The 26,073-nt window shown below is 65.0% G+C and carries 27 protein-coding genes; 11 read left to right on the top strand and 16 right to left on the bottom strand.

Annotated elements, in window-relative coordinates; genetic code table 11:
• Positions 1 to 7 precede the first annotated feature (7 nt).
• The gene (locus AC27VE_RS13275; RefSeq protein ID WP_488704098.1) at positions 8 to 643 is read left to right on the top strand and encodes a response regulator; all 636 of its coding nucleotides are present in this window, start codon (positions 8 to 10) and stop codon (positions 641 to 643) included.
• Here AC27VE_RS13275 and AC27VE_RS13270 read toward each other — a convergent pair.
• The 6 genes from AC27VE_RS13270 to AC27VE_RS13245 form a co-directional block, all read right to left on the bottom strand.
• The gene (locus AC27VE_RS13270) at positions 582 to 2,756 is read right to left on the bottom strand and encodes a peptidase domain-containing ABC transporter (RefSeq protein WP_192816742.1); all 2,175 of its coding nucleotides are present in this window, start codon (positions 2,754 to 2,756) and stop codon (positions 582 to 584) included. The genes AC27VE_RS13275 and AC27VE_RS13270 overlap by 62 nt on opposite strands.
• Positions 2,753 to 4,000: an HlyD family secretion protein gene (locus AC27VE_RS13265; protein ID WP_488704097.1), complete on the bottom strand. Its 1,248-nt coding sequence runs from the start codon at positions 3,998 to 4,000 to the stop codon at positions 2,753 to 2,755. Before AC27VE_RS13265 ends, AC27VE_RS13270 begins: the two co-directional genes overlap by 4 nt.
• A 78-nt stretch (positions 4,001 to 4,078) precedes the next feature.
• Positions 4,079 to 4,270, bottom strand: a complete 192-nt coding sequence (locus AC27VE_RS13260; protein ID WP_488704096.1) for a hypothetical protein — start codon at positions 4,268 to 4,270, stop codon at positions 4,079 to 4,081.
• A 45-nt stretch (positions 4,271 to 4,315) separates the two neighbouring features.
• On the bottom strand, positions 4,316 to 4,507 hold the full coding sequence (locus AC27VE_RS13255; RefSeq protein WP_488704095.1) for a hypothetical protein: 192 nt from the start codon (positions 4,505 to 4,507) through the stop codon (positions 4,316 to 4,318).
• A 291-nt stretch (positions 4,508 to 4,798) separates the two neighbouring features.
• Positions 4,799 to 5,797 carry a Dyp-type peroxidase gene (locus tag AC27VE_RS13250; RefSeq protein WP_488704094.1) on the bottom strand — a complete coding sequence of 333 codons (999 nt, stop codon included), beginning with the start codon at positions 5,795 to 5,797 and terminating at the stop codon, positions 4,799 to 4,801.
• A 113-nt stretch (positions 5,798 to 5,910) separates the two neighbouring features.
• Entirely contained in the window at positions 5,911 to 6,675 is a 765-nt protein-coding gene (locus tag AC27VE_RS13245; RefSeq protein ID WP_427959993.1) for a MipA/OmpV family protein, read from the bottom strand.
• Positions 6,676 to 6,806: 131 nt separating this feature from the next.
• On the opposite strand from AC27VE_RS13245, the gene AC27VE_RS13240 reads away from it, so the two are divergent.
• The gene (locus AC27VE_RS13240; RefSeq protein ID WP_006226543.1) at positions 6,807 to 7,475 is read left to right on the top strand and encodes a response regulator transcription factor; all 669 of its coding nucleotides are present in this window, start codon (positions 6,807 to 6,809) and stop codon (positions 7,473 to 7,475) included.
• Positions 7,472 to 8,824: an ATP-binding protein gene (locus tag AC27VE_RS13235; protein WP_488704093.1), complete on the top strand. Its 1,353-nt coding sequence runs from the start codon at positions 7,472 to 7,474 to the stop codon at positions 8,822 to 8,824. Before AC27VE_RS13240 ends, AC27VE_RS13235 begins: the two co-directional genes overlap by 4 nt.
• Positions 8,825 to 8,855: 31 nt before the next feature.
• Here the strand turns inward: AC27VE_RS13235 and AC27VE_RS13230 are convergent, their stop codons facing one another.
• Together AC27VE_RS13230 and AC27VE_RS13225 are read right to left on the bottom strand one after the other, a co-directional pair.
• Positions 8,856 to 9,767, bottom strand: coding sequence for an alpha/beta hydrolase (locus tag AC27VE_RS13230; protein ID WP_488704092.1), 912 nt, complete (start codon positions 9,765 to 9,767; stop codon positions 8,856 to 8,858).
• On the bottom strand, positions 9,740 to 11,833 hold the full coding sequence (locus AC27VE_RS13225; RefSeq protein WP_488704091.1) for a TonB-dependent receptor domain-containing protein: 2,094 nt from the start codon (positions 11,831 to 11,833) through the stop codon (positions 9,740 to 9,742). Before AC27VE_RS13225 ends, AC27VE_RS13230 begins: the two co-directional genes overlap by 28 nt.
• 229 nt (positions 11,834 to 12,062) lie before the next feature.
• On the opposite strand from AC27VE_RS13225, the gene AC27VE_RS13220 reads away from it, so the two are divergent.
• From AC27VE_RS13220 to AC27VE_RS13210, 3 genes are all read left to right on the top strand, one after another.
• Positions 12,063 to 13,076, top strand: coding sequence for a helix-turn-helix transcriptional regulator (locus AC27VE_RS13220; RefSeq protein ID WP_488704090.1), 1,014 nt, complete (start codon positions 12,063 to 12,065; stop codon positions 13,074 to 13,076).
• 63 nt (positions 13,077 to 13,139) lie between these two features.
• On the top strand, positions 13,140 to 13,805 hold the full coding sequence (locus AC27VE_RS13215; protein ID WP_424625045.1) for a GntR family transcriptional regulator: 666 nt from the start codon (positions 13,140 to 13,142) through the stop codon (positions 13,803 to 13,805).
• A gap of 40 nt (positions 13,806 to 13,845) precedes the next feature.
• Positions 13,846 to 14,208 (top strand): hypothetical protein, encoded by a 363-nt coding sequence (locus AC27VE_RS13210; RefSeq protein WP_088589430.1) that lies wholly within the window; start codon positions 13,846 to 13,848, stop codon positions 14,206 to 14,208.
• A 15-nt stretch (positions 14,209 to 14,223) separates the two neighbouring features.
• Here AC27VE_RS13210 and AC27VE_RS13205 read toward each other — a convergent pair whose 3' ends face one another.
• The 4 genes from AC27VE_RS13205 to AC27VE_RS13190 form a co-directional block, all read right to left on the bottom strand.
• Positions 14,224 to 14,892: an RraA family protein gene (locus AC27VE_RS13205; protein ID WP_088589429.1), complete on the bottom strand. Its 669-nt coding sequence runs from the start codon at positions 14,890 to 14,892 to the stop codon at positions 14,224 to 14,226.
• A gap of 39 nt (positions 14,893 to 14,931) precedes the next feature.
• Complete coding sequence (locus AC27VE_RS13200; protein WP_006226551.1) at positions 14,932 to 15,897, bottom strand: Bug family tripartite tricarboxylate transporter substrate binding protein; 966 nt, start codon at positions 15,895 to 15,897, stop codon at positions 14,932 to 14,934.
• Positions 15,898 to 15,956: 59 nt separating this feature from the next.
• The gene (locus AC27VE_RS13195) at positions 15,957 to 16,832 is read right to left on the bottom strand and encodes an NAD(P)-dependent oxidoreductase (RefSeq protein WP_488704089.1); all 876 of its coding nucleotides are present in this window, start codon (positions 16,830 to 16,832) and stop codon (positions 15,957 to 15,959) included.
• A gap of 174 nt (positions 16,833 to 17,006) precedes the next feature.
• Complete coding sequence (locus AC27VE_RS13190) at positions 17,007 to 17,765, bottom strand: alpha/beta fold hydrolase (RefSeq protein ID WP_006226553.1); 759 nt, start codon at positions 17,763 to 17,765, stop codon at positions 17,007 to 17,009.
• Between the two features lie 160 nt (positions 17,766 to 17,925).
• Here AC27VE_RS13190 and AC27VE_RS13185 point away from each other — a divergent pair, with 160 nt between their 5' ends.
• From AC27VE_RS13185 to AC27VE_RS13170, 4 genes are all read left to right on the top strand, one after another.
• A complete protein-coding gene (locus tag AC27VE_RS13185) occupies positions 17,926 to 19,374 on the top strand; it encodes an HD domain-containing phosphohydrolase (RefSeq protein ID WP_488704088.1) in 1,449 nt (482 codons plus the stop codon).
• Between the two features lie 89 nt (positions 19,375 to 19,463).
• Entirely contained in the window at positions 19,464 to 19,973 is a 510-nt protein-coding gene (locus AC27VE_RS13180; protein ID WP_006226555.1) for a DUF1993 domain-containing protein, read from the top strand.
• A gap of 255 nt (positions 19,974 to 20,228) precedes the next feature.
• Positions 20,229 to 20,675: an SRPBCC family protein gene (locus AC27VE_RS13175; RefSeq protein ID WP_488704087.1), complete on the top strand. Its 447-nt coding sequence runs from the start codon at positions 20,229 to 20,231 to the stop codon at positions 20,673 to 20,675.
• A gap of 151 nt (positions 20,676 to 20,826) precedes the next feature.
• Complete coding sequence (locus AC27VE_RS13170) at positions 20,827 to 21,879, top strand: alpha/beta fold hydrolase (RefSeq protein ID WP_488704086.1); 1,053 nt, start codon at positions 20,827 to 20,829, stop codon at positions 21,877 to 21,879.
• A 16-nt stretch (positions 21,880 to 21,895) separates the two neighbouring features.
• Here the strand turns inward: AC27VE_RS13170 and AC27VE_RS13165 are convergent, their stop codons facing one another.
• The 3 genes from AC27VE_RS13165 to AC27VE_RS13155 all read right to left on the bottom strand — a co-directional run bounded on the left by AC27VE_RS13165 (position 21,896) and on the right by AC27VE_RS13155 (position 24,101).
• Positions 21,896 to 23,137 (bottom strand): type II toxin-antitoxin system HipA family toxin, encoded by a 1,242-nt coding sequence (locus tag AC27VE_RS13165; RefSeq protein ID WP_488704085.1) that lies wholly within the window; start codon positions 23,135 to 23,137, stop codon positions 21,896 to 21,898.
• Complete coding sequence (locus AC27VE_RS13160) at positions 23,127 to 23,384, bottom strand: helix-turn-helix domain-containing protein (protein WP_488704084.1); 258 nt, start codon at positions 23,382 to 23,384, stop codon at positions 23,127 to 23,129. The genes AC27VE_RS13165 and AC27VE_RS13160 overlap by 11 nt, the downstream gene beginning before the upstream one ends.
• Positions 23,385 to 23,516: 132 nt before the next feature.
• A complete protein-coding gene (locus tag AC27VE_RS13155; RefSeq protein WP_006226558.1) occupies positions 23,517 to 24,101 on the bottom strand; it encodes a YceI family protein in 585 nt (194 codons plus the stop codon).
• A gap of 200 nt (positions 24,102 to 24,301) precedes the next feature.
• On the opposite strand from AC27VE_RS13155, the gene AC27VE_RS13150 reads away from it, so the two are divergent.
• On the top strand, positions 24,302 to 25,108 hold the full coding sequence (locus tag AC27VE_RS13150) for a hypothetical protein (protein WP_488704083.1): 807 nt from the start codon (positions 24,302 to 24,304) through the stop codon (positions 25,106 to 25,108).
• Between the two features lie 49 nt (positions 25,109 to 25,157).
• Here the strand turns inward: AC27VE_RS13150 and AC27VE_RS13145 are convergent, their stop codons facing one another.
• A complete protein-coding gene (locus AC27VE_RS13145; protein ID WP_488704082.1) occupies positions 25,158 to 25,925 on the bottom strand; it encodes a class II aldolase/adducin family protein in 768 nt (255 codons plus the stop codon).
• Positions 25,926 to 26,073: the final 148 nt, after the last annotated feature.

Raw genomic sequence — 26,073 nt, 5'->3', positions numbered from 1 at the left:
ACGTCGAATGAACGCCGTACTGCTTATCGACGACCACGCCATGTTCCGCGAGGCGCTGGTAATGGCGCTGGCGCACGCCATGCCCACGCTGGCGGTGCACCCCGCCGCCAGCGGCCACGAGGCCCTGGCGCTCCTGGACCGCCATGCCGACATCGGCAACGTCATCATGGATTACTACCTGCCGGACATGGCCGGTGCGGAGCTCTTGAAGCGCCTGCGCCAGCGGCGTGCGCAACTGCGGGTGCTGGTGCTGTCCGCCTCGCAGGATCCCGATGACGAACGCCGCGCCATGGAGGCCGGCGCGCGGGGGTTCCTGAACAAATCCGCCAGTTGCCAGGCGCTGACCGCCGCCCTGGAAGCGATCAATGCGGCGGATGCGCCTCGCACGCCGTATGCCGGAGGCACGCCGCCGCGTTCGCCTGATGACGCCGCCCTGTTGCGCACCCTGACGCCGCGGCAAAGCGAAGTCTTGCGGCTGATCTGCGATGGCCTGCGCAACAAGGAAATATCCGAACGGCTGAACATGACGGAGAAGACCGTCAAGACGCATGTGTCGGCCATCCTGGCCACGCTGGGCGTGCTTAATCGAACACAGGCGACACTTGTGGCTCGGCGCGGCGGCGTGTTCGGCAAGCCGACCTGAGCGCACCGCCGTCCGAGGCGATCTTGCCGCCTGCGAGCGCGATTTCCCGCCCCGCCGCGGCGATGGTGTCGGGCCGGTGCGCCACGATCACCCGCGTCATGTTCAGGCGGGCGATGGCCATGTTGACCACCCGTTCCCGCGTGATGTCCAGATGGCTGGTTGCCTCGTCCAGGAACAGCATCGCCGGCTGCTTGTACAGCGCGCGCGCAAGCAACACGCGTTGCTTCTGCCCGCCGGACAGCACCGTTCCCATGTCGCCCACCAACGTGTTGTAGCCCATTGGCATGGCGCAGATGTCGTCGTGGATGGCGGCGATTTCCGCGCACTCCCTGGCACGGTCGGGATCGTACTGGGGGTCGAAGAAGCTGATGTTCTCACCGATGGAACCGGCGAACAGCACGTCGTCCTGCAACACGGTGCCGGCCATCCTGCGCAGGGCGGCCGCGCCCATCCCGCGCACCGCCACGCCATCGACCAGCACCTCGCCTTCGGTCGGCGTCAGGATACCCAGCAGGATGTTGATCAGGGTCGTCTTGCCACCCCCGGACGGCCCAGTGATGGCGACGGATTCACCAGGCTCGATGCGCAGGCTGATGCCATCCAGTACATACGGCTCTTGAGGGCTGTAGCGAAAGCGCAGATTGCGCACTTCGATGGCCGGCGAGCGCGTCACAGCGCCGTCCGCCCGCGGCATCTCGTCGATGGGCTCCGGCGCCTCGCGCACGATGTCGGCCAGGCGCTCGCCTTGCAGCCGCAGCATCTTCACTTCCACGAACTTGTCCAGCAGCGCCGCCACGCGCTTGTCGAACAAGGTTTTATAGACGATGAATGCCAGCAAGGCGCCCACGGTGAACTGGCCGTCCAGCACCAGCCGCGCCCCCAGCCACAGAATCGCGATCGACGACAGCCCGAACAGCAGGCCGTTGAAGGTCCGAAAGAACAGCGCCCATTTCTGCACGCGCAGATCCGCGTTGATTTCGTTGACCAGCAACGCCAGCCAACGCGAACGCCGGTCGTTCTGATGCTGGAACAGCTTGATGGCCTTGACCCCGCGCACCGTTTCCAGAAAGTGCGACTGCTCTTTCGCAGCATGGATGATGTGCTCTTCGGTGGCATAGCGCAGCGACGCATAGCCCGACCAGCGCGCCAAGCCGTACAGCGTCATGGCGCCCACGGCGATCCACGCCAGCGGCGGGCTGTACAGGAACATCAGCACCAGCGTGATCACCATGACAATGCCATCCAGCAGGGCCTCGAGGAACGACGTGGTGACGGTGCGCTGAATGGTGTCGATGGCGCCGAAGCGCGACACGATGTCGCCCAGGTGTCGCTTTTCGAAATAGCTGACCGGTAGCCGGAGCAGGTGCGTGAAGACATTGCTGCGCCATTGCAGGTTCAGCGTCGTGCCCATGAACATCAGCATCCAGCTACGCGCAACCGACGTCAGCTGCAGCATCACCATCAGCAGGCCGAAGGCCAGCGCCAGCGTGGTCAGCAAGTCGCGGTCACCAGTGTTCAACACGTGGTCCACGACCCATTGCAGAAAGAACGGCTGAACCACCGTCAGCACTTCCAGCGCCAGCGCCAGCAGCATCACTTGCGAGAACGCCGCCCCCAGACCCGTGACGCGCCCCGTCAGTTCGCGCAGCCGGACCGGCTTGTTTTCGTTGGCCGTCACGAAGTCCGGCGTGGGCCAAAGCTCCAACGCCACGCCGGTGTATGACGCCGACAGCTCGCTGATGGTGCATTTGCGGATACCAGAGGCCGGATCGATCAGCGTGGCCGACCGCGCATTGATGTCGGTCAGCACCACGAAGTGGTTGAATTCCCAATGCAGGATGCAAGGCAACTTCAGTTTGCTGAGCGCGCCCAGGCCCGCCTTGACCGGCCTGGATGCCAGCCCAAGTTGGCCGGCCACGTGGATTAGCGTCGCCAGCGTGGCGCCTTTGAGCGACACCGGAAAGCGGCCGCGCAGGCTGGCCAGGCTTTGATGATGCCCATGAAAACCGGCCACCATGCCCACGCAGGCCAGGCCGCATTCAGCGGCCTCGGTTTGCAGGAGCCTGGGCACCCGCCGTTTGACGCCCAGCGTCAGGCGTTCAAGCATGGTCACAATTTCCCCGACAATCGGTAGGCAGGATCGAATGCCCATTGGTATAAGGGGCGCGTCTGCTGAAGCAAATCCGCATCCAGCCGCATGCCGGGCCGCAATGCCAGCGTTTGGCCCTGCGGCCCGCGCGCGGGTGTCTCCAGCGACACGGTGATCCGGTACATCGATTCCTTATCGCCCTGCGCCGCGGCACCGTCGTTCATCTGCCCTTCCGGCAACGCGCTGCGCGTCACGGTCTGAACCACCCCGCGTTGCTGGCCGAAGGTCTGGTACGGATAGGCGGCCAGGCGGATCAGCACGGCATCGCCCGGCGCCACGAAGCCCACTGCGCGGCTGGGCGCAAGCAACTCCACCAGCAGCTTGGCGCCGTCGGGCACGATGGCGGCCAACGGACGCCGGGTATCCACCGCCTGCCCCACCTCGGCCGTCACAGCGGTCAGCACGCCCGATTGCGGCGCCGTGACGACGATGCGACGCTTGGCTTCGCTCTGGGTCAGGTCCACCGCCACGCCGGCCAGGTCGCGGTCCAGCTGCGCCAGCTGGTTCTGCTGGCGCAGGGTCAGGTCCGCCAGCGTGGCTTTCCGGTTGGACAGGTCCATGGCGATGCCGATTCGGTCGCGCAGCAGGGCCTGCAACTGGTTGCGCTGCTCCAGCAGCTCGGCCCGCTTCTGGTCGGACTCTTCGGGCGACAGATAGCCCTTTTCCATCAAATTCCGATAACGCTGGGCGCTGTCCTCGGCCAGTTTGATCCGGCTGCGCTGGCCGGCGATCTGGCTGTCTATCGCCGCCAATTGCGACGTCAAGCCGCCAATGCCGGCCGCCAGGGCCTCATGCTCGCTTTGCTGCAGCAGCAATGTCTTCTGGCGGGCCAGGCGCAGGCTGTCTTCGCGCTGTCGTATCTGCCCGCTGATGGCTTCTTGCGTGTCGCCCAGTGCGCTTTGCTGGTCGCCCGACACCACGTACAACACGTCTCCCGCATTGACGTGCTGGCCCTCGTGGACCGGACGCTCCAGCACCACCCCGGCCTGCGGCACGTAGAGCTTGAGCAGACCCGTGTCCGGCGCAAGCTGGCCGCTGACGGTGGCGCGCTTGGTATAGCTGCCAAACGCCAGGAACAGGCACACCGCCAATACGAAACCACCCAACACGAACGTGACCAGGGCGAACGACACGGGCCGGATCAGCACGATATCGCCCAGACCGACGGAGCGTTGCGCGGCAAGCGCCTGTTTGCGATAGAGCGACATCAGATCGAGGCCGAAGACGATCAGAAAAAGCCGCGACGGCCAAGCCGCCGCGATTCAAGGGTGCAGCCCGGGTTCAAATTATTTGAAGTAGTGCTGGCGACCAGTACCAAGTCCAGGCGGGGCCCCAGGAACGCCTGACACCTTCATGATGATGTTGGGTTTGGCGCTACCGCCACCTCCGCTCACATCCTGGATTTCGCTTTCGCTCAGCATCTGGAATTGTTCTTCTGCGGCGCTCTCCAGAGACGCCGGATGTTCGGTCCTTTCCATGGAAACTCCTGTTCTAGCGCACCATTTCGGTCCGCATTGTCTGAATCAAGCGAGGTGAATAGTCCTGCCGGGCATCGCGGCCGCCTGGCCGGGCCGCGCGGCGGGCGATGGCCCCACACCCATGAAACGATTTTGCCCGTTGCCACCGCTGACCTGCTGGATCTCTGCCGGGGTCAAGGGCTGGACCGCAACGTCCACTGCCTTGTCCGACGCATCCGATTGATTGATTTTCTGCATAGTGATCTCCTGCTTGCTGGCAAAGGAAGCCGCGCCAGCACCGGCCGAGCAGCCACCGGCGCCCGGCTCGTGCCGTCTTGCAAAGCCAACGGAAATCCAGAGCCCAAATCGCTGAACTGCTCCGGGCGAACGGTAGCAAGACACAGGTATGGGCGCATCGGTCTTTAGTCGTAGATGCCTGATGCAGGCGTACTACCCGGCCTGTCGTGGGCAGCGCCGACGAGCGTCGGCGCCGATGAAGCCCTGTCGGCGGGTAGCGTCAGGGTGCGGGAGAGGCACCCGACGTGATGTTCAAGCGATCGAAGAGGTCGTCGCCGTCGTCGCCTGCTGCGGCGCTTCAGCCGTGGCAGTACGCGTTTCCAGGTCTTCCAGCAGTTCGGCGGACGGCACGAAGAACAGGCTGCCCGTCACCGCGCGGCTGTAGTCCAGCAGGCGGTCGTAATTGCCCGCCGGGCGGCCGACGAACATGTTCTCTAGCATCTGCTCGATCGGTGCGGGCGAACGCGCGTAACCGATGAAGTACGTGCCGAACTCCCCCACGCCCGCACGGCCGAACGGCATGTTGTCGCGAAGGATCTTCACTTCCTGCCCGTTCTCTTCCAGCGTCGTCAAGGCGCTATGCGAAGAGGCCGGCTTGATGTCGTCGTCCAGCTCCACGTTCGACAGCTTGTGACGGCCGATGATGCCTTCCTGGTTCTCCACGGTCAGCGCGTTCCAGCCCGTCATGTCGTGCAGGTACTTCTGCACCAGGACGTAGCTGCCGCCGGCGAATTCGGCGTCTTCATCGCCGATCACGGTGAAATTGACGGCCTCGCGCCCTTCGGGATTTTCAGTGCCGTCGACAAAACCGATGATGGCGCGCCGGTCGAAGTAGCGAAAGCCATGGACTTCATCGACCACGGTCACTGCATCACCCAGGCCGTTGACCAGCAAGGTCGCCAATTCAAAACAAAGGTCCATGGAATCCGCGCGGATGTGCAGCAGCAGATCGCCCGGCGTGGACACGGCCACGCGCGCGCCCTCGCCGAACACGCGGAAAGGATGCAGGGCCGCGGGTCGCGGCTGGCCGAACAGCGCGTCCCAGGCGTCGGACCCGAATGCACAGACGCACGACAGGTTCTCTTGCGGCGAACGCGTGCCGACGGTGCGCGTCAGCGTAGCCACGTCGGCGCACCAGCCGCGGACGGTTTCGGCGGCGGCCGCGCCGGGGTTCAGCGTGGCGACGATGAATATCGCGTGACGCGTAGGCGGGCTGTGGACGGCTTGAGGTTCGGGCGGAAAGTCAGGCATGGGATCGGATCCTCAGGACGTGATGACGGAAATTCTGGCGGAAATTGTATCTGCTCCGCCCGAATATCTGCCCCGATCCGCCCCGATCCCCCGCCGTTCATCTGCCCCTCGCGTCAGAAGCGGTACGCCACGCCCACCGAGCCGAACACGTTGGCCTTGCGTTCCGTCAGAGGGCTATCCCGCGCATCGCCCAGCAAGGTACTGACGCCGATCGTGGACACCGTGCTCCAGCTGGGGTTGATGCGGTACGACCACGTCGTGTAGATGCCCGCCGACTTGAAGCCTGAAGACGGCGAATAGGTCGACAGGCCCTCGCGGCTGCGTGCGGCCTGCGACGGCGTCACGCCGAACCAGGTCTGCATGTAGTCGCTGTTGGCCCATTCGGTGCGGACGCCGACCTGCACAGTGTGCTGCTCGGTCATCAGCGCGGCGTACGATGCGCGCAGCTCCAACGTGCCGCCGTAGCCGCTGCGCGCCGCCTGCTTGTAGCCCGCGCCCAGCGAATACCGGCCCGGACGCCACTCCACATAAGCGCCGTAGGCGCCGTGAAACTTGATGTCGTCCAGCCCCTTCAAGCGGTCGGCGTCATCGGCCTTGCGCCCCAGGCTCATCCCCACGAAAACGCCCGCGTCCAGGTCGGAAGCCAGCGAGGTCTTCAGCCCCATCGCGGGCAAGCCCATGCGCGGCGTGATGAAAAAATTGCCCGATTGATAGTTGATCAGCGGAACCGGCAGCGCCCGGTACTCGCGGGAACCCTCATAAACGGGGACCGCTCCGACCCCCAATCCGATGAAGTTTGTGCTTTGCGCAGAGGCGGCGCCAGCTGCACTGAAAACCGCGCCCGCGAAGACGCCTCTTGCTAATATACCCATCCGCATCAGGGCTTCCTTCCGTTCTATGACAATGGCCGTGGGCGACCGCCCCCGGGCTTGGCCTGCATTGTCCTGAGCATCTTTTAATAATTCTTTAAGGCTCCGGCGGCACTGCTGGAGACGGCCCTGGAGCTTGCTTGCGTATCCTGCTGGTAGAAGACGATCCCATGCTGGGCGATGCCTTGCGCGCGGGCCTGATTCAAGACGGCGCCGACGTGGACTGGGCGCACGACATGCCCGAAGCGCACCTGGCGCTGGTGGACCACGGTTATCAAGCCGTTCTGCTTGACCTGGGCTTGCCCGACGGCAGCGGCCTGACATTGCTCAAGGCGCTGCGCGCCCGGTTCGACACGACGCCTGTGCTGATCATCACCGCGCGCGACCGCCTGAGCGACCGCATCCAGGGACTGGACGCCGGCGCCGACGACTACCTGGTGAAGCCATTCCAGCTGGACGAACTACTGGCCCGGATGCGCGCGGTGCTCCGGCGCAGCAGCAACAGCGTGGTGTCGGCGTTGCGGTGCCGGAACGTCGTACTGGAACCTGCGCGCCGCACGGTGACGCAAGGCGGCAACGAGGTGAATCTGAGCGCCCACGAATACCACACGCTGCTGGCCTTGATGCAACGCATGGGCAACACCGTCAGCCGCGATCAATTGGAAGTCGCCGTCTATGGCAGTAGCGGCACCATCGAAAGCAATACCGTGGCCGTGTACATCCATCAGTTGCGGCGCAAGCTGGGCGACGGACTGATCGAAACCCAGCATGGCCTGGGATATCGCATCGTGCCGGACGGCGCGCCATGAAGACGCTGCGCAAACAAGTCGCGGTCACTTTGCTGCTTGCGATGCTTGCCACCTGGCTCACGGTGCTGGCGTTGGTCTACAACGAACAGACGCGCACCGAGACCGGCATGCTGGACCGGGACATGCGCGACGCCGCCCAGAAAGCACTGCTGTCCCTGCCTGCCAGCCTGCTGCGGGCCGCGCCTTCCAGCGAAGACCGCTTCGAACTCCCCAACTCCAACCGCTTCGACGGAGAGTCCTTCAACTTCCAGGTGTGGTCGCTGGCCGACAAGCGGCTGCTTGTGCAATCGCCCTGGGCGCCTGATGAACCCTTGATCAGCGATTTTCAAAACGGCTTCCAGAACGTCACGCTGGGCGGCGAACGCTGGCGCGCCTACGCGGTGGCAGACCGGGACGGCCGCATACAAGTCCAGTTCGCCAAGTCGGAAGCGCAACTGCGCAAGGAAACGACCGAGCGCATGCGTAACGGTTTCGCGTTCCTGAGCGTGCTCTTCCTGATATTGACCGGGATGACCTGGCTGGTCATGCGCCGGGCCTTCCGCCCGGTGGACCGCGCGCGCGACGCCATCCTGAGCCGCCCGGCCATGGACTTGACCCCCTTGCCGACCTCCGGGATGCCCGGTGAACTGCAACCGTTCATCCAATCCATCAATAGCCTGCTTGAACGCCTGTCCGCGTCGCTGGACCGGGAACGGCGCTTTCTTGCCGACGCGGCGCATGAATTGCGCACGCCGCTGGCGGCCTTGAGCGCCTACGCGGAATTGGCGGTGCGCAGTGACACCCCGCACGCACGCGACCAGGCGGTGCACAAGCTGCGCGACGTCGCGACCCGCACCACCCGCCTGGCCGAGCAACTGCTGGACCAGGCTCGCACCGAAGCCCTGAGCGAAGGCCCCGCCGAATCAGTCGCACTCGACCGGTTGGCCGAAATGATCGTGCGCGACAACGAAGCGCTCGCCCACCGCAAGCACCAGCGCATCAGCCTGGATGCCCGGCCCGCATCCGTGGAGGGCGGCGTCGATGCGTTGGGCGTGCTGCTGCGCAACCTGCTGGACAATGCCTTGCGCTACACCCCCGAGGGCGGCCGCGTGGCCGTGTCCTGCGTGTCGCTAGCGGACGGCGGCGCGCAACTGTCGGTGGCCGACAACGGACCAGGCATCGCGCCCGCCGAACGCGAACGCGTGTTCGACCGCTTCTACCGCAAGGCCGGCACGGTCGAACGCGGCAGCGGCATCGGCCTGTCGCTGGTGGCGCAGATCGCCGCCAAGCACGGCGCGCGGATCGAGTGGGGACCCGGGCTGGACGGCCGCGGCGTGGGCATCACCGTGACGTTTCCTGCCACCGTCTGAAAGCGCCCTGGCGCTGCGCGCAGGCCCGCCGCTACCGCACGTACCCGCGCAGCGTCGCGGCCAATGACGCGGGCAGCATTTCGCCGTGGCCCAGGCCCGGAAATACCCGCAGGCTGGCCCGCACACGCGGGATATCGCCCAGCGCACGGACCACGCTTTCCGGGCTATCAGGCAGGTCGTCGCGGCCTTGCGCTTCCTCGCCTGCCATTACCGTCACATCCACGTCCTCGCCAGGAACGGCGGCGGGATGCGCCAGCGATTGCAGGATGAAGCGGCCATTCCACCAGATCGACGGGCTGGCCGCCACGTAGTGCCGGAACGCCTGCGGCCGGCTCAGCGCCACATGCAACGCGAACAAGCCGCCATAGGAATGCCCGTACAGCGTGCGGTTGCCGGCATCGACGCGGTAGCGCCGTTCCACCAGCGGCTGGATGCGCTGCTGCAGGATGCCCAGGAAGCGGTCGGCGCCGCCGCCCGGCTTCGCCCAGCCCTGCGCGTCCGGGTCGCGCGGCGAACCGCGAGGCGCGTCCGCGCCCGGAGAAGGCGGCGTGTAGTCATAGGAACGCGCCGTCACATTAAAGCGCTGGGCATCCTCATAGCCGATACCCACCACCACCGCTTGCAGCGACTGCCCCGGCGGCAAGGCGGACGCCGTCCGCGTCAGGCTTTCAAACACCGCGTTGCCATCCAGCATGTAGACCACCGGGTAACCGGCCGCCGGCGGCTTCCCGCCAGACGGTGCCCAGACCGACACGCGGTACTCGGGCCCGCCGTCTGGCGCGGCCAGCACGTACCGCTGTACCTGCTGCGCCGATACGCCGATCGCCAGTTCTGGCGGCTGCGCCGCCATGGGCCGGGCGTGCCCGGGTTGCGCGTTCGCGGACGCGGCCACGCCGAGCGCCAAAGCGGCCCCCGTCAGAACGAAACGGATGTGTTCAGCCATAGCCGGCGACCCTCATCAACTTGCCAATTGCCATCCAGACCGGTCGTACGGGTTCGGTAGTCCACCGGCACGCGCTTGTCGGTCAAGTTCATCACCGCCAGCCGGAAAGTGACGTGCTTGTTCAGCTCGTAGCTGCCGCCCAGATCGAACGTGGTGGCCCCGGGACGGCGGCGCGTCGTCGTCGACACGTTGCGGTAGTTCGCCCAGTACTGCTCGCTTTGCACGTTCGCCGACGTGTACAGCGACAGGGCATCCGTCGCCCGCCAGTCCGCACGCAGGTTCAGCACGTGGCGCGGCGTGCGGTCCAGCGGTTGCCCTTGCAGCGAGGTGCCGTCATAGGCCACTTCGTCGTCGGATTTGCGCTTGGATTGCGTGTAGGTGTAGTTGCCGGTCAGCGTCACCGTGCGCGACAGCGGCAAGGTCAGGCTGGTCTCGACGCCGCGCAGCGTGGCGCGCCCGATATTGCCCCATTCATAGGTCGCACCCGACGAGCCCGCGCACCCGGTCACGCACTGGCTGTAGATCTTGTTTTTGAACTCGTTGTTGAACAGCGTGACGCCCGCGGCAACGCGGTCATCGCCCTGATAGTGCAGGCCGATTTCCGTGGTGGTGCTGGTCTCGGGCTTCAGGTCGGGATTGCCGGCAATGCTGCCTCGCGGCGCACCGACGGCTCCGCCGGTCGCCTGGATGTAGTCCGCGGAACTCTGGCGCAGTTCCGGCGCGCGGAAGGCGCGCGACACGCCGCCCTTGAGCGTCCACGCCTGCGACAGGTGATAGACCGCGTAACCGCGCGGGCTCCAATGCTGGCCATAGCGCTCGTGGTCGTCCAGCCGCACGCCGCCGGTCAGCGACAGGTTGTCGGTGACGGCCCACTCGTCCTCGCCGAACAGGGCCCAGGATCGCGTGCTTAGCCCGGACACGGTGTTGCCGGCCGTGGTGGAAGCAGCTTCCTTGTCGGTACCGTACAGGCGCGTGTCGATGTACTGCCCGCCCACCTTCAGCATGTTGTCGGGCAGGGGCAGCGTCAACGTCGCGTCCAGCGTGGTGTTGACCAGGCGCGTATCCGGGTACGAAGTGGTGCCCTGGTCCCCGATCGTGTTGCTGGCCTTGCCCTCTTCACGCTGCAACGACACGTTGGTCGTGCCGAAGTCCCAGCGACCTTCATGCGAGATCGAATAGTGCGTGTGCCGGTTCTTCAAGCGATAATCGCCCGTCTCGGTCGCCGCCAGCGACTTGCCTACCGTGCCATAGCGGTTGTATTCGTCTTGCCCGGCTTCCAACTGGATGTCCTGGTCTTTCGTAGGCGTCAGCGTCAGGCGGGCCGTCAGGCCGCGGTCCCGGATGCCGTAGGAACCGTCCACCACGTCGGCTTCCGTGCGCTGGTTCGACTTGCCGAACAACTGCAGCCCCAGCTTCTCTTCCTTGATGGGGCCGGCCAGGTAGAAATCCGCCTGCCGGCTGTTGCCCAGTTCGCTGTGCTGCTGCAACGTCGCGCCCAGGTTGATCGAGCCCGTCCAGGCCTGCGGCACCTTGCGCGTGATGATGTTGACCACCCCGCCAATCGCGTCGGATCCATACAGCGACGACATCGGCCCGCGCACCACTTCGATCCGCTCGATGGCGGCCAAGGGCGGAATCTGGCTGGCCTGCACCATGCCCAGCTCTTCACGGTTCAGCATTTCGCGCGTCCCCTGCCGCTTGCCGTCCACCAGGATCAGGGTGTACTTGCCCGGCATGCCGCGGATGGAAATGTCCTGCTTGTTGGCATTGGCCCCGACGATGCTGACGCCTTCGACGTTGCGCAACGCATCCTGCAGGGTATTGAAGGGCTGCCGGGCCAAGTCTTCGTGCGTCAACACGGTGATGCTGGCTGGCGCGTCGGCGATGGACTGATCGTAGCCGCTGGCGGTCACTACTACAGGGGAAAGGGACTGCACGGGGCTTGCTGAAGACTCGCCCGACGGCTCGGCAGCTTGCGCCTGGGCAGCGCCAGCGATCCCGGCGCAGGCCAGGGCCATCATCATCCAGGGCCGGCGGAGGACGAAGACGGCGGGACTTTGGGTCATAATGGTACTGATTCTCATGGTCATTTGGGAAAACGTGCCCATGATTCCACGGAATTCAGGCCGGCATGTTTGCGCAACGCACCAGATGCTTTGCGAGAAGGTTTTTTGTCGCAGGGCCGCCCCAAGACAAAAACGCCCCCTTGGGGGGCAGCAAGCACGCATAGCGTGCGCGGCGTGGGGGCATTTTTCTTTTGGAGCAGGGATGGCGGGGCCGCGAAAAAGGGCGGATATGGCGGGCGGGATCTCTTCCGCCCAATTACGGGCGGCGGGGACGCACCTGGGGGGATCGCACGACATCGAATCCCGCCACGGCGCGGGGGCCAAGACGCCGCTGGAAGGGAGTTTCCAGATATTGACGATGCGGCCCGGACTGATGCTGCGGCGTGCGGACGTGCGGGACTGCGGCGATAACGTGGTGCGCTCCACGCTCACGCCCGGCCTGAAACTGATCGTGCTGGAGAAAGGCGACGTCGAACTCGAATTCGGCCATCACCACCTGCATCTGAAAGGGCCTGCGCCCGGCGAAGGCCTGCAGGCGCGCCTGCTGATGCTGACCGGACCGGCCAGTTTCATGCGCCGGGCAGCACGCAACCACCGCGAACGCTCCATCACGCTGACGGTGGCGCCGCAATGGCTGCAGGACGGCGGCTTGATCCCCGACGGATCAGCCCCCAGCAACGTCGACACCTCGGCCATCCAGGCCTTTCTGCAAACCCATCTGGCCCTGCATGCGTGGACACTGACGCCGCGCGGCGTCACGCTGGCGCAACGGATCGCGCGGCCGCCCGCCCACGAGGACGGCGTGGACCGGCTGATGCTGGAATCCCGCTGCCTGGCATTGCTGGGCGAAGGGCTGCGTCATGTGGCGCTGGCCGCAGCGGGCGACGCGGCAAGCACGCCGGCCAGCCGCATCGAACCGCGGCACGCCAAGCGCCTGCTGGAGCTGCGCGCCCGCATCGACGCCGGCACCTTAACCGGCCCTTGCAGCCTGGCCGACCTGGCCGCGCAGACGGGCCTGGGCGTGCGAGCGCTGCAACAGGGCTTCCAGGCGTTGACCGGATCGTCCGCCGTCGAATACCTGCGCGAACAGCGGCTGCGAGCCGCCCAGCGCGCGCTGCAGGGCCAGGGCGTCAGCGTGGCCCAGGCCGCCGCGCTGGCGGGTTATTCCAGCGCGGCGAATTTCGCCACTGCGTTCAAGCGCCTGTTCGGCGTGTCGCCCCGTGACGTGCGGATGCACGGGTGATTTGGCCTACCCCCTTCGGGTATAGTCTGGATCTCTTTGCGCCCTCAGGAATCCTGCGCCACCATGACCAGCGCCCGCGACCTAGTCTATGGGGAACTCCGCCGACGGCTGATGTCCGGCGTGTTCCTGCCTGGCGAGCGCTTGCGCGAAGAGCATATCGCGGCCGAGCTTTCCGTCAGCCGCACGCCGGTGCGCAGCGCCATCGACCGGCTGATCACCGACGGCCTGGTCAAGCGCGAAGGCCACCGCGGCGCGGTGGTGCTGGGTTGGGTGGACCGCGACATCAACGAGGCGTTCGAACTGCGCCTGCTGCTGGAACCCTATGCCGCGCGCAGCGCCGCGGAACGCGCCACGCCTGAACAGATCGACCAACTGGAGCAGATCAACCAGCGCATGCTGGAGGCCATCCTTTCCGACGACACCGACCGCGTGGCGCGGGTCCAGCACTGCAACAACCTCTTCCACCATGCCTTGCTGGATGCGGCGCAATCCGCGCGCGTGCGGACGATGGTGGAAAACCTGCTGGACATGCCGATCATCATCGGCTCGTTCTACTTCTACACGCATGACGACATGCTGCGCAGTGTGGAGCACCATCGCCAGATCATCGCCGCGTTGCGCGCGCGCGATCCGGGATGCGCGGATATCGCCATGCGTTTTCACCTGACCACGACCCACCTGCTTTTCCGCAGCCAGCGCAAGCCGCCGGCCGATGCGCCCGCCGCGTGACGCGGCCCGCGGGTGTCAGTCTTTCCCTATATTCGCTTTCATGTATTCGCCCCAGATCCTTGTCGCCCTGTTCGTCCTGTTGCTGGCCGTGGCCATTCCGCTTGTCACGGTAGCCGTGCAACTGGTGCAGCTCTTGCGCTGGTCATTCAACGCCGACAAGGCGACGCGAGGCGAACGGCCGCATTTCACCGGGCCGGTGCTGGCCCTGGTGTTCAGCGTGCTGGCGGCCAGCGATTTCACGTCCTATGAACCGATGCGGACCATCGCCGAACTGAATCCGGTACCGATGGCCGCACGTGCCTACTTCACCGTCGCGATGCTGGTGCTGGCGGTGCTGTCGTGGGCCTACGGCGGCGCAGTCAAAGATCGGGTCCTGCGCCGCCTGGGCATCGCCCAAGGCTGATTGCCGATAGCTTGATCAGGGCTTCCAGCCCTGCGCCTTCAGCCGCGCATCGATCCACGACGTATCCAGCGTGCCGGCGGCGATCTGCGCCAGCATCTCTTCTTCCACCGCATGCTTGGCCGACGCGGCTTCGTACAGCGCGGCCACCTGGTCATACGGCAAGGCCAGCAGGCCGTCCTCATCGCCCAGGATCAGGTCGCCCGGTTCGATCGTCATGCCGTCCAGCGCGATGACGCCATTGATCTCGCCCGGGCCATCCTTGTAGGGCCCACGGTGCGTCACGCCGGCGGCATACACCGGGAACGAGCCGCGGCGGATGGTGCCGGCGTCGCGGATCGCGCCGTTGATCACGATGCCGGCCAGGCCGCGCTTCTGCGCGTAGGTGGTCATGATTTCGCCGATGATGGCGTTGGTCAGGTCGCCGCCCGCATCCACCACCACCACATCGCCCGGCTGCGCCAGTTCCAGCGCCTTGTGCACCAGCAGGTTGTCGCCCGGGCGGGAGCGCACCGTCAGCGCGGGGCCGGCCAGCGGATGGCCGTCATGCATGGGCCGCAGGCGCGCGCCGCCGGCCGTCATGCGCGACATGCAGTCGCTGATGTTGGCGACGGGAATGCGGCGAAACTTCTCGACGAACTCGCTCGCGACCGCGCGTTTGCGCGGGTGAATCTCAAAACCGATCATTGGGGTTCTCCTGATGCGTTGTCTGTGGATCTCGCACGATCATTGTTTGGGGATGCCGGCTTCCTGCACGACCTTGCCGAAAATGTCGTGGTCGGCGCGATGGCGCTTGCCCAGATCCGCCGGCGTGCCCGTCATGACGCTGTAGCCGGAGTCTTCAAGCTTCTTCACGACATCCGCCTGCGCCTGGGATTTATTCAGCGCCTGGTTCAATGTGGCGACCACGTCGTCCGGCGTCTTGCCGGGCGCCATCAGCCCCCACCAGATCGTCTGGTTAATGGTCTTGAAACCGCTTTCCGCGAAGGTCGGCACATCCGGCAGCGCCGGTGAACGCTCGTCGGCCACCACGGCCAGCGCGCGGACCTTGCCGCCGCGGATCTGCGGCAACAGCGATGCCACGGAACCGGTGTAGAGGTCGATGCGGCCGCTGGCCAGATCCGGAAACGCCTGCGACCAGCCGCGGTACGGCACGTGCATCAGTTCCATGCCCGCCGCCTTGCGCCACAGGTGGCCGATCAGGTCGCCGCTGCCGCCGATGCCGGGAATGCCCAGCGATACCTGGCCCGGCCGCGCGCGGGCGGCCTTCACCACATCGTCCAGCGTCTTGTACGGAGACTCCGGCACCACCACGAATACGCTGGGTGACGAGGCCACCAGGCCCACCGGCTTGAAGTCCTTGAAGGTGTCGTAGCTGAGCTTGTTGTACAGCCACGGGTTCAGCACGATGTTGTCCGTCTGCGCCATGACCAGCGTGTGGCCATCAGGCTTGGCGCGCGCCGTGGCGTCCAGCGCCAGGTTGCCGCCCGCGCCCGGCTTGTTCTCGACCACGATGTTCCAGCCCGTGTCCTGCGCGATGGCCGACCCGATCATGCGGGTCAGGGTGTCGGTTCCACCGCCCGGGGGAAACGGGGAAATCAGCGTAATGGGCGCGGAGCCCATGTCGGCCGCGCTGGCCGCGGCGCACGAGGCCAGCAGCGTGGCTGCCAACACAGTCTTCAGGGATTTCATTGTCTTCCTCACTGATGTTTGGGAATTGCACGGCCCTCTGAGGGGCCTTTTGCCGCGATTCAGGATTGGCGCGCCAGGGGCGTCAGCCATGCCAGGCGGTCCGCCACGGAGTCGGGCACGTTGAACGAACCGGCCTCGCGTGCCGTTTCGATGCCCTTGGCCGTACGCGCGAAGAGCCGTTCGACGCCGTCCAGCACCAGCGGCTGCAAGCCGGCCTCGACCAATTGCTCGCGCGCTTCGCGCACTTCGGCCAGGCGGCGCGGTGCGTGCAGCACATGCGAGCGGACGAAGGAATCGACGAATGTCGTCAGCGGCGTCCGGTCCATATCGGACAGGACTTCATAGAGGGAGGCGCGCAGGCCCATGCTTTCAGCGGCGACCAGGCACTCGACGGCCAGGCTTTCCATGCCCTTGGTCAGGATGCTGCGCAACAGCTTCAAGCGGACGGCGTCGCCCGCCTGGCCGTCGATCGCCTGCGCGGGGGCTCCCGCGGACAACGTGAAAGCAGCCACGGCGGGCGCGCCCGTGCCGGCGCACAACAGCGGGGTGCGGGCGCCCAGCAGCGCAATGGCGCCCATGATCGCCACATCGGTAAAGGGCACGCCGCGCTGCGCGGCGATGTCGGCAGCGGCGCGCATGTCGGCGGCGCTTGCGGTCGTGAAGTCGGCGTAGGACGCGTCGTCGCGCAAGTGCGGCAGCGCCTGCGTGGCGACTTTCAGCGCCGCGTGGCCGAAGACGGCCGACACCACGATGTCGGCCTGAGCCAGCCACGGGCCGGGCTCGGCATGCAACGCGCTGCCATAGGAGGCCGCGCGCGCCTGCATCTCGGCGTCCTCGCGCAGCTCGCAGATACCCACGATCGAATGGCCCGCGGCCACCCACGCCGCTGCATAGCAGTCACCCACTTCACCACAACCAATCAGTGCAATTTTCATGTTCATAAATACAAAAAAAATACAAACATGGTTATAGCCTGACTGAAAGGCTGGGAATCACTAGTGTTAACCCGAGTATTTCAGGGTGTCTCAGAACATAAAAAGTACATTTTAGGAACATTGCGGACTCATCCGCCCGGCGCCTTGGCAACCGCCGGGCGGGCAGGGTGCGCCTTACTTCACGCTGGCGACTGCATCCAGGATCACGCGGGCCACATCGGCGGGGCGCGATTGCTGCGGCACATGGCTGGACGGCAGGGCCGTCACTTTCGCGCCGATCTGCGCTGCCATCGTGCGCTGCAAGGCGGGCAGGATCATGCGGTCGTTCTCGGCCACGATGAACCACGACGGCTTCGTCTTCCAGGCTGCGGAGGTTACGGCTTCGCCAAACGCCGTCGCCTTGATCGGCCCTTGGGTGGCCGCCATCACGCGGGCCTGAGCGGCCGGGACGTCTTGCGCGAAGTCCCGCGCGATGCCCTGGGGCGGCATGCTCAGCCAGCCATGGCTGTCAGCGGCGATGCTGTCCGTGCCCGGCGCCTTGGGCTCATTCTTGGTCATCGACGCCACCGACTGGCCTGCATCGGGCGCAAACGCCGCCACGTAGACCAGGTTGGCGACCTTCTCGTGCTTGCCCGCCTCGGTAATCACCACGCCGCCCCACGAATGGCCGACCAGCACCACTTTCCCGGGTTGATTGTCGATGGCGCGATTGGCCGCGGCCACGTCGCCGGCCAGCGAATCCAGCGGGTTCTGCACCGCCTGGACCTGCACGCCCTTGTCTTGCAGCAGGGCGATCACCTTCGCCCAATCCGAGCCGTCGGCGAAGGCGCCGTGCACGATCACGACGGAAGGCTGGGCCGAAAAGGCCTGCGAAACCGGGCCTGCGAACAGGCCGGCTGCCAGCAATGAGGCTGCGATAATATGGCGTTTCATACTGAATTTCCTTTAGGTTGGGTGCCAAGCGACGGTGTCGTGCTTGCTGGGTTCCAGTGTCGTCATCCTCCCGCCAGGCCGGTATCGGTTGATTAACCGATAAGGCCGCGATCAGCCTCGCAATCAGCCCGCCCCCTGCCCCTTTGACCGCCCGCCCCCGATGACCGCCGCCAGTACGATGGAACTCACCGATGCCGTGCTGGCCATGGCCTTTGTCGGCGACCTGAGCATGGGGCGCGCCACCGATCATTCGCGCCGCACCGCGTGCCTGGCCGGCAAACTGGCCGCGGCCCATGGTGCGGGCGAGGCCACCCAGAACCACGCCCGTGCGGTGGCGCTGCTGCGCTGGTCGGGCTGCACGGCCAACGCCAGCGGCTTCGCGGACCTCCTGGGCGACGATGTGGCCTCGCGCGAGGCCATGATGGCGCAGACGCTGCCGCCCCTGGATCCCCGCACGCAATCGCTGATCGTGCCGCTGGCGTTGATCCATTGCGAAATCTCGGGCGACGTGGCCGTCAACCTGGGCATGCCGGACGACGTGGTGGCGGGTCTGCGCCACGCCTTCGAACGCCATGACGGCAAGGGCATGCCGCAGGGCGTGGCCGGAGACGCCATCCCGGGGGTCGTGTTCTACGTGAATGCGGCAAGCGATCTGGAAATCCTGAGCCGCGCGCATGGCCGCGACAGCGCAATGGACTACCTGCGCACGCAGGCCGGCGCCAAGTATCCCGCCGCGGTCGCAGACCTGGCGATCCGCCACGGCCATGCCTGGCTTGACGACATCGACGCCCACCCGCCGTCAGGCACCGAATGGGCGCTGGCCGACGCCCCGCTCGACGCGCCCGCCGCCGACCTGACGCTGCTGGCGGACGTAGCCGAACTCAAGCTGCCGTGGCTGGCAGGCTATTCCCGCCGGGTCGCGCAGTTGGCCGCCCGTTGCGGCGCGCTGCTGGGCATGGGCCCGGCCGCGCAGGAATCGTTGCAGGCGGCCGCGCTAGTGCACGGGATCGGCCGCGCCGCCTTGCCGAACCGCTTGTGGAACACCCCCGGCAAACTGTCCGCCGACCAGTGGGAACAAGTCCGGTTGATGCCCTATTGGACCGCCCGGGCCGCCCGCCAGATCCAGGGCCTGAGCGAAGCGGCCGAACTGGCCTCTTACGCCTACGAACGCCTGGACGGCAGCGGCTATTTCCGCGGCGCGTCCGGGTCCGCGCTGAGTCCTGCGCAACGCGTGTTGTCCACGACGGTCGCGCTGCAGGCGTTGCTGGAAGACCGCCCCTGGCGGCCGGCCTATTCCCTGCAGGAGGCCGCCCGCATCCTGCGCGAGGAAGCCGAGGCGGGCCGCTTCGATGCAGAGGTGGCCGCTGCCGCCATCACCGCCGCATCCGGCGGCGCCCCCGCGGCGCGGCGCACGACCAGCACGCTGTCGCAACGGGAGCTGGAAGTCTTGCGCCAGATCAGCCTGGGGGCCAGCAACAAGGAGGCCGCCCGGGCGTTGAATATCAGCCCCAGCACGGTGCGCACCCACGTGGAAAGCGTGTTCCGCAAGCTGGAGTGCTCGACCCGCGTCGCCGCGACCTTGAAGGCCCTGACCGCGGGGATCCTGTAAGCCGCCATCCTGTCGCCAATTGCTGGTAGTCTTGGGACCAGCCGCGCGGGGAGCCCCGCGCCCGCCTCACTCATTTTGCGAGTCCCCTCATGACCACCCCCATGTACGACGCTTCCGTTCCTGTCATCAAGCAAATGCTGTCCGCGCTGTCGGACGTGCTGAAGAAGGCCGAAGCCCACGCCACCGACAAGAACATCGACCCGTCCGCCTACCTGGGCGCCCGCCTGTTCCCGGACATGTTCCCGCTGTCGCGCCAGGTGCAGATCGCCACCGACTTCGCCAAGGGCATCACGTCCCGCCTGGCCGGCGCGGAAGTGCCGTCCTGGCCCGACGGCGAACCCACGTTTGCCGAACTGCAGGCCTTGATCGCGAAGACCCTGGCACACGTCGGTTCGTTCACGCCGGAACAGTTCGAACAAAGCGCATCGCTTGAAATCGTGCTGCGCCCGGGCACGCCGAAAGAAAAGAAGCTGTCGGGCAGCGCCTACCTGCTGCACTACGGCCTGCCGCAGTTCTTCTTCCACGTGACGACGTCCTACGCGATCCTGCGCCACAACGGCATCGAAGTCGGCAAGCGCGATTACATGGGCGCGTACTGATGACACGCCGCGCGCGCACCTGACGCCGCGCACAGAAAAAGGGCCGCAATAAGCGGCCCTTTTTTTCGCCCGTACGTCCCGATACGCAAATGCCCCGGAGCAGCAAGCCCGCGTCACGGGTACGGGGCGGCGCGGGCTTCCTTGTTTCTGGTGTTGCCGCGGATCAGGGTTTCTCCCGATCCCCAGCCTGTCGATTCCGGTGTCGTCTATTCGTCGTATCAGTACGACCCACTCTACTTGTAAGGCGGACACACCATGACTACCGGCACCGTTACCTTCCACCGCGTCCTGCGCGCCTCCCCCGAACGCGTCTACCGTGCTTTCCTGGAGCCCGACGCCATCGCGAAATGGCTTCCCCCCTATGGATTCACCTGCCAGGTCCACCAGTTGGACGCGAAGGTGGGCGGCGTCCACAAGATGTCGTTCCGCAATTTCACGACCAGCAACAGCAGCGGTTTCGGCGGTGAATACCTGGAACTGGTCCCGTCCGAAAAGATTCGCTACACGGACCGCTTCGACGACCCGAACCTTCCGGGCCAGATGCAGACCACGATCACGCTGCGCAAGGTCTCCTGCGGCACCGACATCAGCATCGTGCAGGAAGGCATCCCTGCCGTCATTCCGCCCGAGATGTGCTACCTGGGCTGGCAGGAATCGCTGACGCAGTTGGCCAAGCTGGTGGAACCGGAAATCCCCGACTGAGCCGAATCTATGGCGGAAAACCGGCGGATTTGAATCGCACTGTATCCGCCCCCGGGGCCCATACATTCGGACACCCGGCGCGCGCGCCGGACCTCTATAAATCGTTCGCAGCAAGTCCTCAACCCTGCGAACCTTTTATGGAACCTCCGCCATGACAGACCCTATCGACACCCGGCGTCGCCGCCTGCTCGCCACGACGTCCACCCTGGCAGGCATCAGCCTGCTGAACCTTGGCGTGAGCGGCACGGCGCAGGCCAAGTCCAGCCCTGCGCAACCCGCCAACACTACCCCCCGCCGCAGCGCCGCGTCGTTCGACGGCATCCGCCAGATCCGGGCCGGCACGCTCGATGTCGGTTATGTGGACGCCGGCCCCAGCACCGGCCCTGTCGCCATCCTGCTGCACGGCTGGCCTTACGACATCCACGCCTTCGTCGACGTCGTGCCGCGGCTGACCGCCGCCGGCTATCGCGTCATCGTCCCGTACCTGCGCGGCTACGGCTCGACGCGCTTCCTGTCGGCCGACACGCCCCGCAACGGCGAACAGGCAGTGGTCGCCGTGGACATCATCGCGCTGATGGATGCGCTGAAGATCGAACGCGCGGTCATTGCCGGCTTCGATTGGGGCGCGCGCACCGCCAACATCATGGCCGCGCTGTGGCCCGAACGCTGCCAGGCGCTGGTGTCGGTCAGCGGCTACCTGATCGGCAGCCAGGAAGCCAACCGCAAACCATTGCCCCCGCAGGCGGAGTTCCAGTGGTGGTACCAGTTCTACTTCGCCACCGAACGCGGCGCAGCGGGCTACGCCGCCAACCGCGACGGCTTCAACAAGCTGATCTGGCAGTTGGCATCGCCGCAGTGGAAATTCGACGACGCGACGTATCAGCGTTCCGCACAGTCATTCGACAACCCTGACCACGTGGCGATCGTGGTGCACAACTACCGCTGGCGCCTGGCCCTGGCCGAAGGCGAATCGCAATACGACGAACTGGAAAAACGCCTGGCGGCCACACCGAAGATCACGGTGCCGACGATCACCCTGGAAGGCGACGCCAACGGCGCCCCGCATCCGCCCCCCGCCAGCTACGCCAAGCAGTTCAGCGGCAAATACCAGCATCGCGACATCACCGGCGGCATCGGCCACAACCTGCCGCAAGAGGCGCCTGAGGCGTTTGCAGAGGCGGTGCTGGCGGTGGTGCGGCTTTGAGAGGCGGCGCTCTCGACTATGCCTGAAAGAACTTCGGCGCCTGCACCGAGGCAGCGCCGTTGTCCCACTCGTTCTTCATCCTTGCCAGAAAGCTGCCGTCGACGCGGTGAGCCTCATCGCGAAGCACCTCTTCCATCGCCGTCGCGATCCGTTCGATGGCCGCTTCCGGATGCGAAACGCTGCAAACCGTACGGCCAAATTGCAGGAGTGCCTTTCGTGTCGGGTATTCCCTTTTCTTATTCAATTTCAGCGCAAGAGTGCGGTCCGACAATTTTCGCCCCGATTGGGGATCGTCAATTTCATACACGCTTGTGGTTACCACGTCATAGAGCGGGGCCAGTTCGGCGGGCGCGGCGCCAGGGTGCCGGTAGAGCAAGCCAAAGTTCTTCAGGTGCGCATCCCCATTTCTCACCAGTACCGACAGAGCCACATACTCAAAATACCGCGCAAGGCTCTCAGTACGATTGGCGTCGCACAACAGGCCGATCATTTGGGCCACCGTCTCGTACGAACTCAGGTACTTCTCTTTGGCACTCTTGCGTAAAAGCACAGCCATATCTTCGAAACCTAGCTGCTCATTGCCAGCAAGGTCAAAGCGGCGCATCACAAACAGTGTCCCGTCGTCCGACAGCCAAAAATCCGGTACGCGTATGCCTGCCTTCCGGGCGACGCTCATGCATAGAAACTCGTTCTGGGCAAGGAATGGGTAGTCCTCTCCTGCGGCCTTGACGATCAGGTCAGACGTAAACGTGGTGGACTTATCGACTACCGGCTTGGCATCGGCAGCATCCGCGTCCGGCATCAGTACTTTTGGCTGAAAACCGGAAATGCCGGAGGTGAGATAGGCGCTGACTAGATGCTCGAACAGTTCGATGCTTGCCCCGCTCGTGAGCAACTCAGAAAGCCCGACCTGGGGTGGAAGCCGTGCCACGTCGCTGCCAGGTTCGCGATAACGCAAGCGCCCGATCTGGTTGCTGCCGGTCAAGGCCAGCAGCCGCATGTCGTCAAGTTCCACTTCCTTGCCAAAGCGTTCCCAGAGTCTCTCGTACAGGTAGCCTTCTGGCCGATTCATCGCAAAAATCGGCGGCAACACCGTGTCCGAATAGCTTTCGGCGCGGTGCGGCATGATCAGGGATATCTCCCGATCCTTGCCGGGATGGGTGTAGTTGAATACGAAGCGCGACTCTTTTTCCAGCAGGCCCGCCTCGCCTTGCGGGGTGCTTATTTCAAGCCGCTTTATCTTCGCGCTACTCATCATCCATGCTCCCCACGTCGTCGTAATTGATGCTGGCAGTATCGATACGCAGGCCCATATTAAGCACGGCCAATGCTCTCATGATCGAATGCAGGCCCACGTTCTCGCCTTTCTCGATTTGCACGATCAATTGGCGCGTCAGTCCCGCCCGCTGCGCAAGTTCCGCTTGGCTGAGCTTTTGCTGTTTGCGCTCGCGCTGAAAGCTCGCCCCGAACTGGGCGGGAAGGACGGCGGTAGGTACGTACGGCATGGCGGATACTCTTCGAACACAAGATTAATAATGTTCGCTATACCGTACACCAAAGTTCATAAAAAGTACGATTAATCGGACATTTTCTAGAGAATTGCGAAAAATATCGCTAATATCGTACTTTCATTAGTCTCAAGGACGCCGCCCCGCCTCCACCTGGATCTTCAACTCCACTTCCGGCTTGAACCCCATGTCCAGGCCGAAGTCCAGCCCGAAGTCCTTGCGGCTGAACTTCGTTGACACGTCGGCGCCGCAGACCTCGCGTTTTTCCATCGGGTGCTGGATGCACTTGAAATCGTCGATCTCCATCTTGACGGGTCGCGTGACGCCGCGCAGGGTCAGGTCGCCCGTAGCCTCTTCGGGGCGGTCGCCGTCGAACTTGGTGAACTTGCCCTTGAAGGTGGCCGTGGGATAGCGGGCGGCGTCGAAGATGTCGGGCGCGACGGCATGCTGGTTCATTTCGTCGTGGCCGAAGTCGACGGAATTGATGTCCACCGTGACCTCCACCGTGCCGGTGCGCGCTTCGCGATCCAGCACCACCACGCCTTGCGATTTGTTGAACTTGCCGCGCCACGTGGACAGGCCGCCCAAGTGATCGGCTTCAAAGCTGGGATAGGTATGCGACGGGTCCAGATCGTAGGTGACCGGCGCAGCGGCGGCCGGCAGGGTCAGCATCAGCGCGCTTGCGCCCAGCAGCAGGGACGGGATCGACTTCATCAGGGCTCCTCATGACGGGAACGGGGCCGCGCGCGATACAGCGCGGCCACCGATTGGAAGCCAAACCATAACATTCAGCTTGGAGTCAGCCGTAAAAATAGGACTGAAACGTCCTGTCGGCATTCCTGCCAGATTGAAATGAACAAAACTTGATTCAGGCAATAATGCGCCGCATCTCTACCGCGATCACGGAAACGACAATGAAAAAAGTGTTTGCCTTACTGATTTCGGCCGCCCTGCCGGTTGCTGCCCTGGCACAGCCGGACACTGAACCATTGAAGCTGAACCCGGACAACAAGCTTTTCTGCAACGCGCAGACCGACTGGTGCGTCGGCATCAAAACGGACGGGTCCTTCGAAACCAACGGCCCGTTCGCTACCAGCCGCACGCTGCGCTCCGATCGCGCATTCTGGGACTTGCCCGACATTCCGGATTTTTCCAAGTTCACCGTTTGGCCTCAGCTGATCCGCCTGAGCGAAGATCGCGCGCTGGTGGGCGTGGTCGGCCCGGCCGAACCCGACTACAAACTGGAAACGCAATTCTCAGGCGGCAGCTTCATCCGCCAGGACCTCTATCTGTTCGAGGTCACGCTGGGCGAACCTTCCGCCAGCAATCTGGTGTTCATCATGCCGTCGTCGACGGAAGCGACGATCCGCGCCTGCTTCAATGAAGCCGACCAGCGCAAGCGTGATGGGCACTGCATCGATGCCTATCAATTCAAGGCCGATCTGAAAGCCTTGCCGGGAAGCAAGACGGCCAGCGGCGCGGAGTATCCGGACCTGCAAGTCACCACCCAGGCAACACGCGCGCCAGCGACCGCCAGCCGCTACGCCGACTCCAGCGCGAAGCCGGCGCCGACGAAGGCCGAGGTTGCACCCGCGGCCGACAAGCAGTGCAGCTACACGGTGACCTACAAATGGAAATCCGACGGTTCGGTCTATGCACCGACGTCGCCGCTGCCCGATTGCGCCGAATTCCTGCAGGCCTCGCCCAAGGCGAAGCCGTAACGCCGCAACCGGACCCGGCAGCGCCCCTAAAAAGAGCGCTGCCGCCGCCTTACTCCGCGTAGCCCGGGTTCTTCCTGTCCAACCGGCGCAGCAAGCCCGGCCACGCCAGCGCCGCCTTGTGTGCCCGGTCGGCCGGGGATTCGACTGCGGCGCGCGCCAGGACTTCCGGCGGAATGAAGATCAGTTCGCCGCCGCCCGCCTGCGCCCGCACCTGCGCCATGCAGGCAGCCTCCAGGCGGTGCATGGCCTGGAACGCTTCGGCCATCGTCTGCCCCACCGTCAGCAAGCCGTGGTTGCGCAGGATCAGGTAGTTGTTGCTGCCCAGGTCGCGCACCAGGCGCGGCTGCTCTTCCGGGTTCAGCGCCAAGCCTTCGTAATCGTGATAGCTCAACGAACGCAGCGCAATGAACGCGAATTGCGACAACGGCAGCAACCCTGCCTTCTGCGCCGAAACCGCCACGCCGTTGATGGAGTGCGTATGCAACACGCACATCGCATCCTTGCGGGCCGCGTGGATACAGCTGTGGATGGTGAAGCCGGCCGGATTGATGTCGTATTCCGACGCCATGACCTTGTTGCCGTTCAGGTCGATCTTGACCAGGCTGGACGCCGTGATCTCGTCGAACATCATGCCGTAGGGGTTGATCAGGAAATGCTCGGTGCCCGGCACCTTGGCGGTGATGTGCGTGAAAATCAGGTCATCCCACCCGAACAGCGCCACCAGCCGATACAGGGCGGCCAAGTCCGTGCGGACCTGCCATTCCGTTGCGCTGACTTGATCGCGCACGCTTGCGCCCTGTTTGCGAATCGTATCCATCCCGTCTCCAGTCCTGGTATCCAGACTTCATGTTGTCCCGCGGCGACCTTGCCGTCGGCTTGCCAGACACTGTATTGGTTTTGCGCGGATCCGGCATGGTGGAAACGGCTGCCGTCCGTCTGGTGAAAACAATTATCTGCCCCGCTTC

The organism is Achromobacter sp. 18P8.1.1, from assembly GCF_057799415.1.
This window is presented reverse-complemented; position numbering and strand designations above follow the sequence as displayed.

Bases quoted from the DNA above. Each gene is read 5' to 3' on its own strand.
- AC27VE_RS13275 (WP_488704098.1), top strand. From the start codon at position 8: ATGAACGCCGTACTGCTTATCGACGACCACGCCATGTTCCGCGAGGCG.
- AC27VE_RS13265 (WP_488704097.1), bottom strand. From the start codon at position 4,000: ATGTCGCTCTATCGCAAACAGGCGCTTGCCGCGCAACGCTCCGTCGGT.
- AC27VE_RS13260 (WP_488704096.1), bottom strand. From the start codon at position 4,270: ATGGAAAGGACCGAACATCCGGCGTCTCTGGAGAGCGCCGCAGAAGAA.
- AC27VE_RS13255 (WP_488704095.1), bottom strand. From the start codon at position 4,507: ATGCAGAAAATCAATCAATCGGATGCGTCGGACAAGGCAGTGGACGTT.
- AC27VE_RS13250 (WP_488704094.1), bottom strand. From the start codon at position 5,797: ATGCCTGACTTTCCGCCCGAACCTCAAGCCGTCCACAGCCCGCCTACG.
- AC27VE_RS13245 (WP_427959993.1), bottom strand. From the start codon at position 6,675: ATGCGGATGGGTATATTAGCAAGAGGCGTCTTCGCGGGCGCGGTTTTC.
- AC27VE_RS13235 (WP_488704093.1), top strand. From the start codon at position 7,472: ATGAAGACGCTGCGCAAACAAGTCGCGGTCACTTTGCTGCTTGCGATG.
- AC27VE_RS13230 (WP_488704092.1), bottom strand. From the start codon at position 9,767: ATGGCTGAACACATCCGTTTCGTTCTGACGGGGGCCGCTTTGGCGCTC.
- AC27VE_RS13225 (WP_488704091.1), bottom strand. From the start codon at position 11,833: ATGACCCAAAGTCCCGCCGTCTTCGTCCTCCGCCGGCCCTGGATGATG.
- AC27VE_RS13220 (WP_488704090.1), top strand. From the start codon at position 12,063: ATGGCGGGCGGGATCTCTTCCGCCCAATTACGGGCGGCGGGGACGCAC.
- AC27VE_RS13215 (WP_424625045.1), top strand. From the start codon at position 13,140: ATGACCAGCGCCCGCGACCTAGTCTATGGGGAACTCCGCCGACGGCTG.
- AC27VE_RS13210 (WP_088589430.1), top strand. From the start codon at position 13,846: ATGTATTCGCCCCAGATCCTTGTCGCCCTGTTCGTCCTGTTGCTGGCC.
- AC27VE_RS13205 (WP_088589429.1), bottom strand. From the start codon at position 14,892: ATGATCGGTTTTGAGATTCACCCGCGCAAACGCGCGGTCGCGAGCGAG.
- AC27VE_RS13200 (WP_006226551.1), bottom strand. From the start codon at position 15,897: ATGAAATCCCTGAAGACTGTGTTGGCAGCCACGCTGCTGGCCTCGTGC.
- AC27VE_RS13195 (WP_488704089.1), bottom strand. From the start codon at position 16,832: ATGAAAATTGCACTGATTGGTTGTGGTGAAGTGGGTGACTGCTATGCA.
- AC27VE_RS13190 (WP_006226553.1), bottom strand. From the start codon at position 17,765: ATGAAACGCCATATTATCGCAGCCTCATTGCTGGCAGCCGGCCTGTTC.
- AC27VE_RS13185 (WP_488704088.1), top strand. From the start codon at position 17,926: ATGACCGCCGCCAGTACGATGGAACTCACCGATGCCGTGCTGGCCATG.
- AC27VE_RS13180 (WP_006226555.1), top strand. From the start codon at position 19,464: ATGACCACCCCCATGTACGACGCTTCCGTTCCTGTCATCAAGCAAATG.
- AC27VE_RS13175 (WP_488704087.1), top strand. From the start codon at position 20,229: ATGACTACCGGCACCGTTACCTTCCACCGCGTCCTGCGCGCCTCCCCC.
- AC27VE_RS13170 (WP_488704086.1), top strand. From the start codon at position 20,827: ATGACAGACCCTATCGACACCCGGCGTCGCCGCCTGCTCGCCACGACG.
- AC27VE_RS13165 (WP_488704085.1), bottom strand. From the start codon at position 23,137: ATGATGAGTAGCGCGAAGATAAAGCGGCTTGAAATAAGCACCCCGCAA.
- AC27VE_RS13160 (WP_488704084.1), bottom strand. From the start codon at position 23,384: ATGCCGTACGTACCTACCGCCGTCCTTCCCGCCCAGTTCGGGGCGAGC.
- AC27VE_RS13155 (WP_006226558.1), bottom strand. From the start codon at position 24,101: ATGAAGTCGATCCCGTCCCTGCTGCTGGGCGCAAGCGCGCTGATGCTG.
- AC27VE_RS13150 (WP_488704083.1), top strand. From the start codon at position 24,302: ATGAAAAAAGTGTTTGCCTTACTGATTTCGGCCGCCCTGCCGGTTGCT.
- AC27VE_RS13145 (WP_488704082.1), bottom strand. From the start codon at position 25,925: ATGGATACGATTCGCAAACAGGGCGCAAGCGTGCGCGATCAAGTCAGC.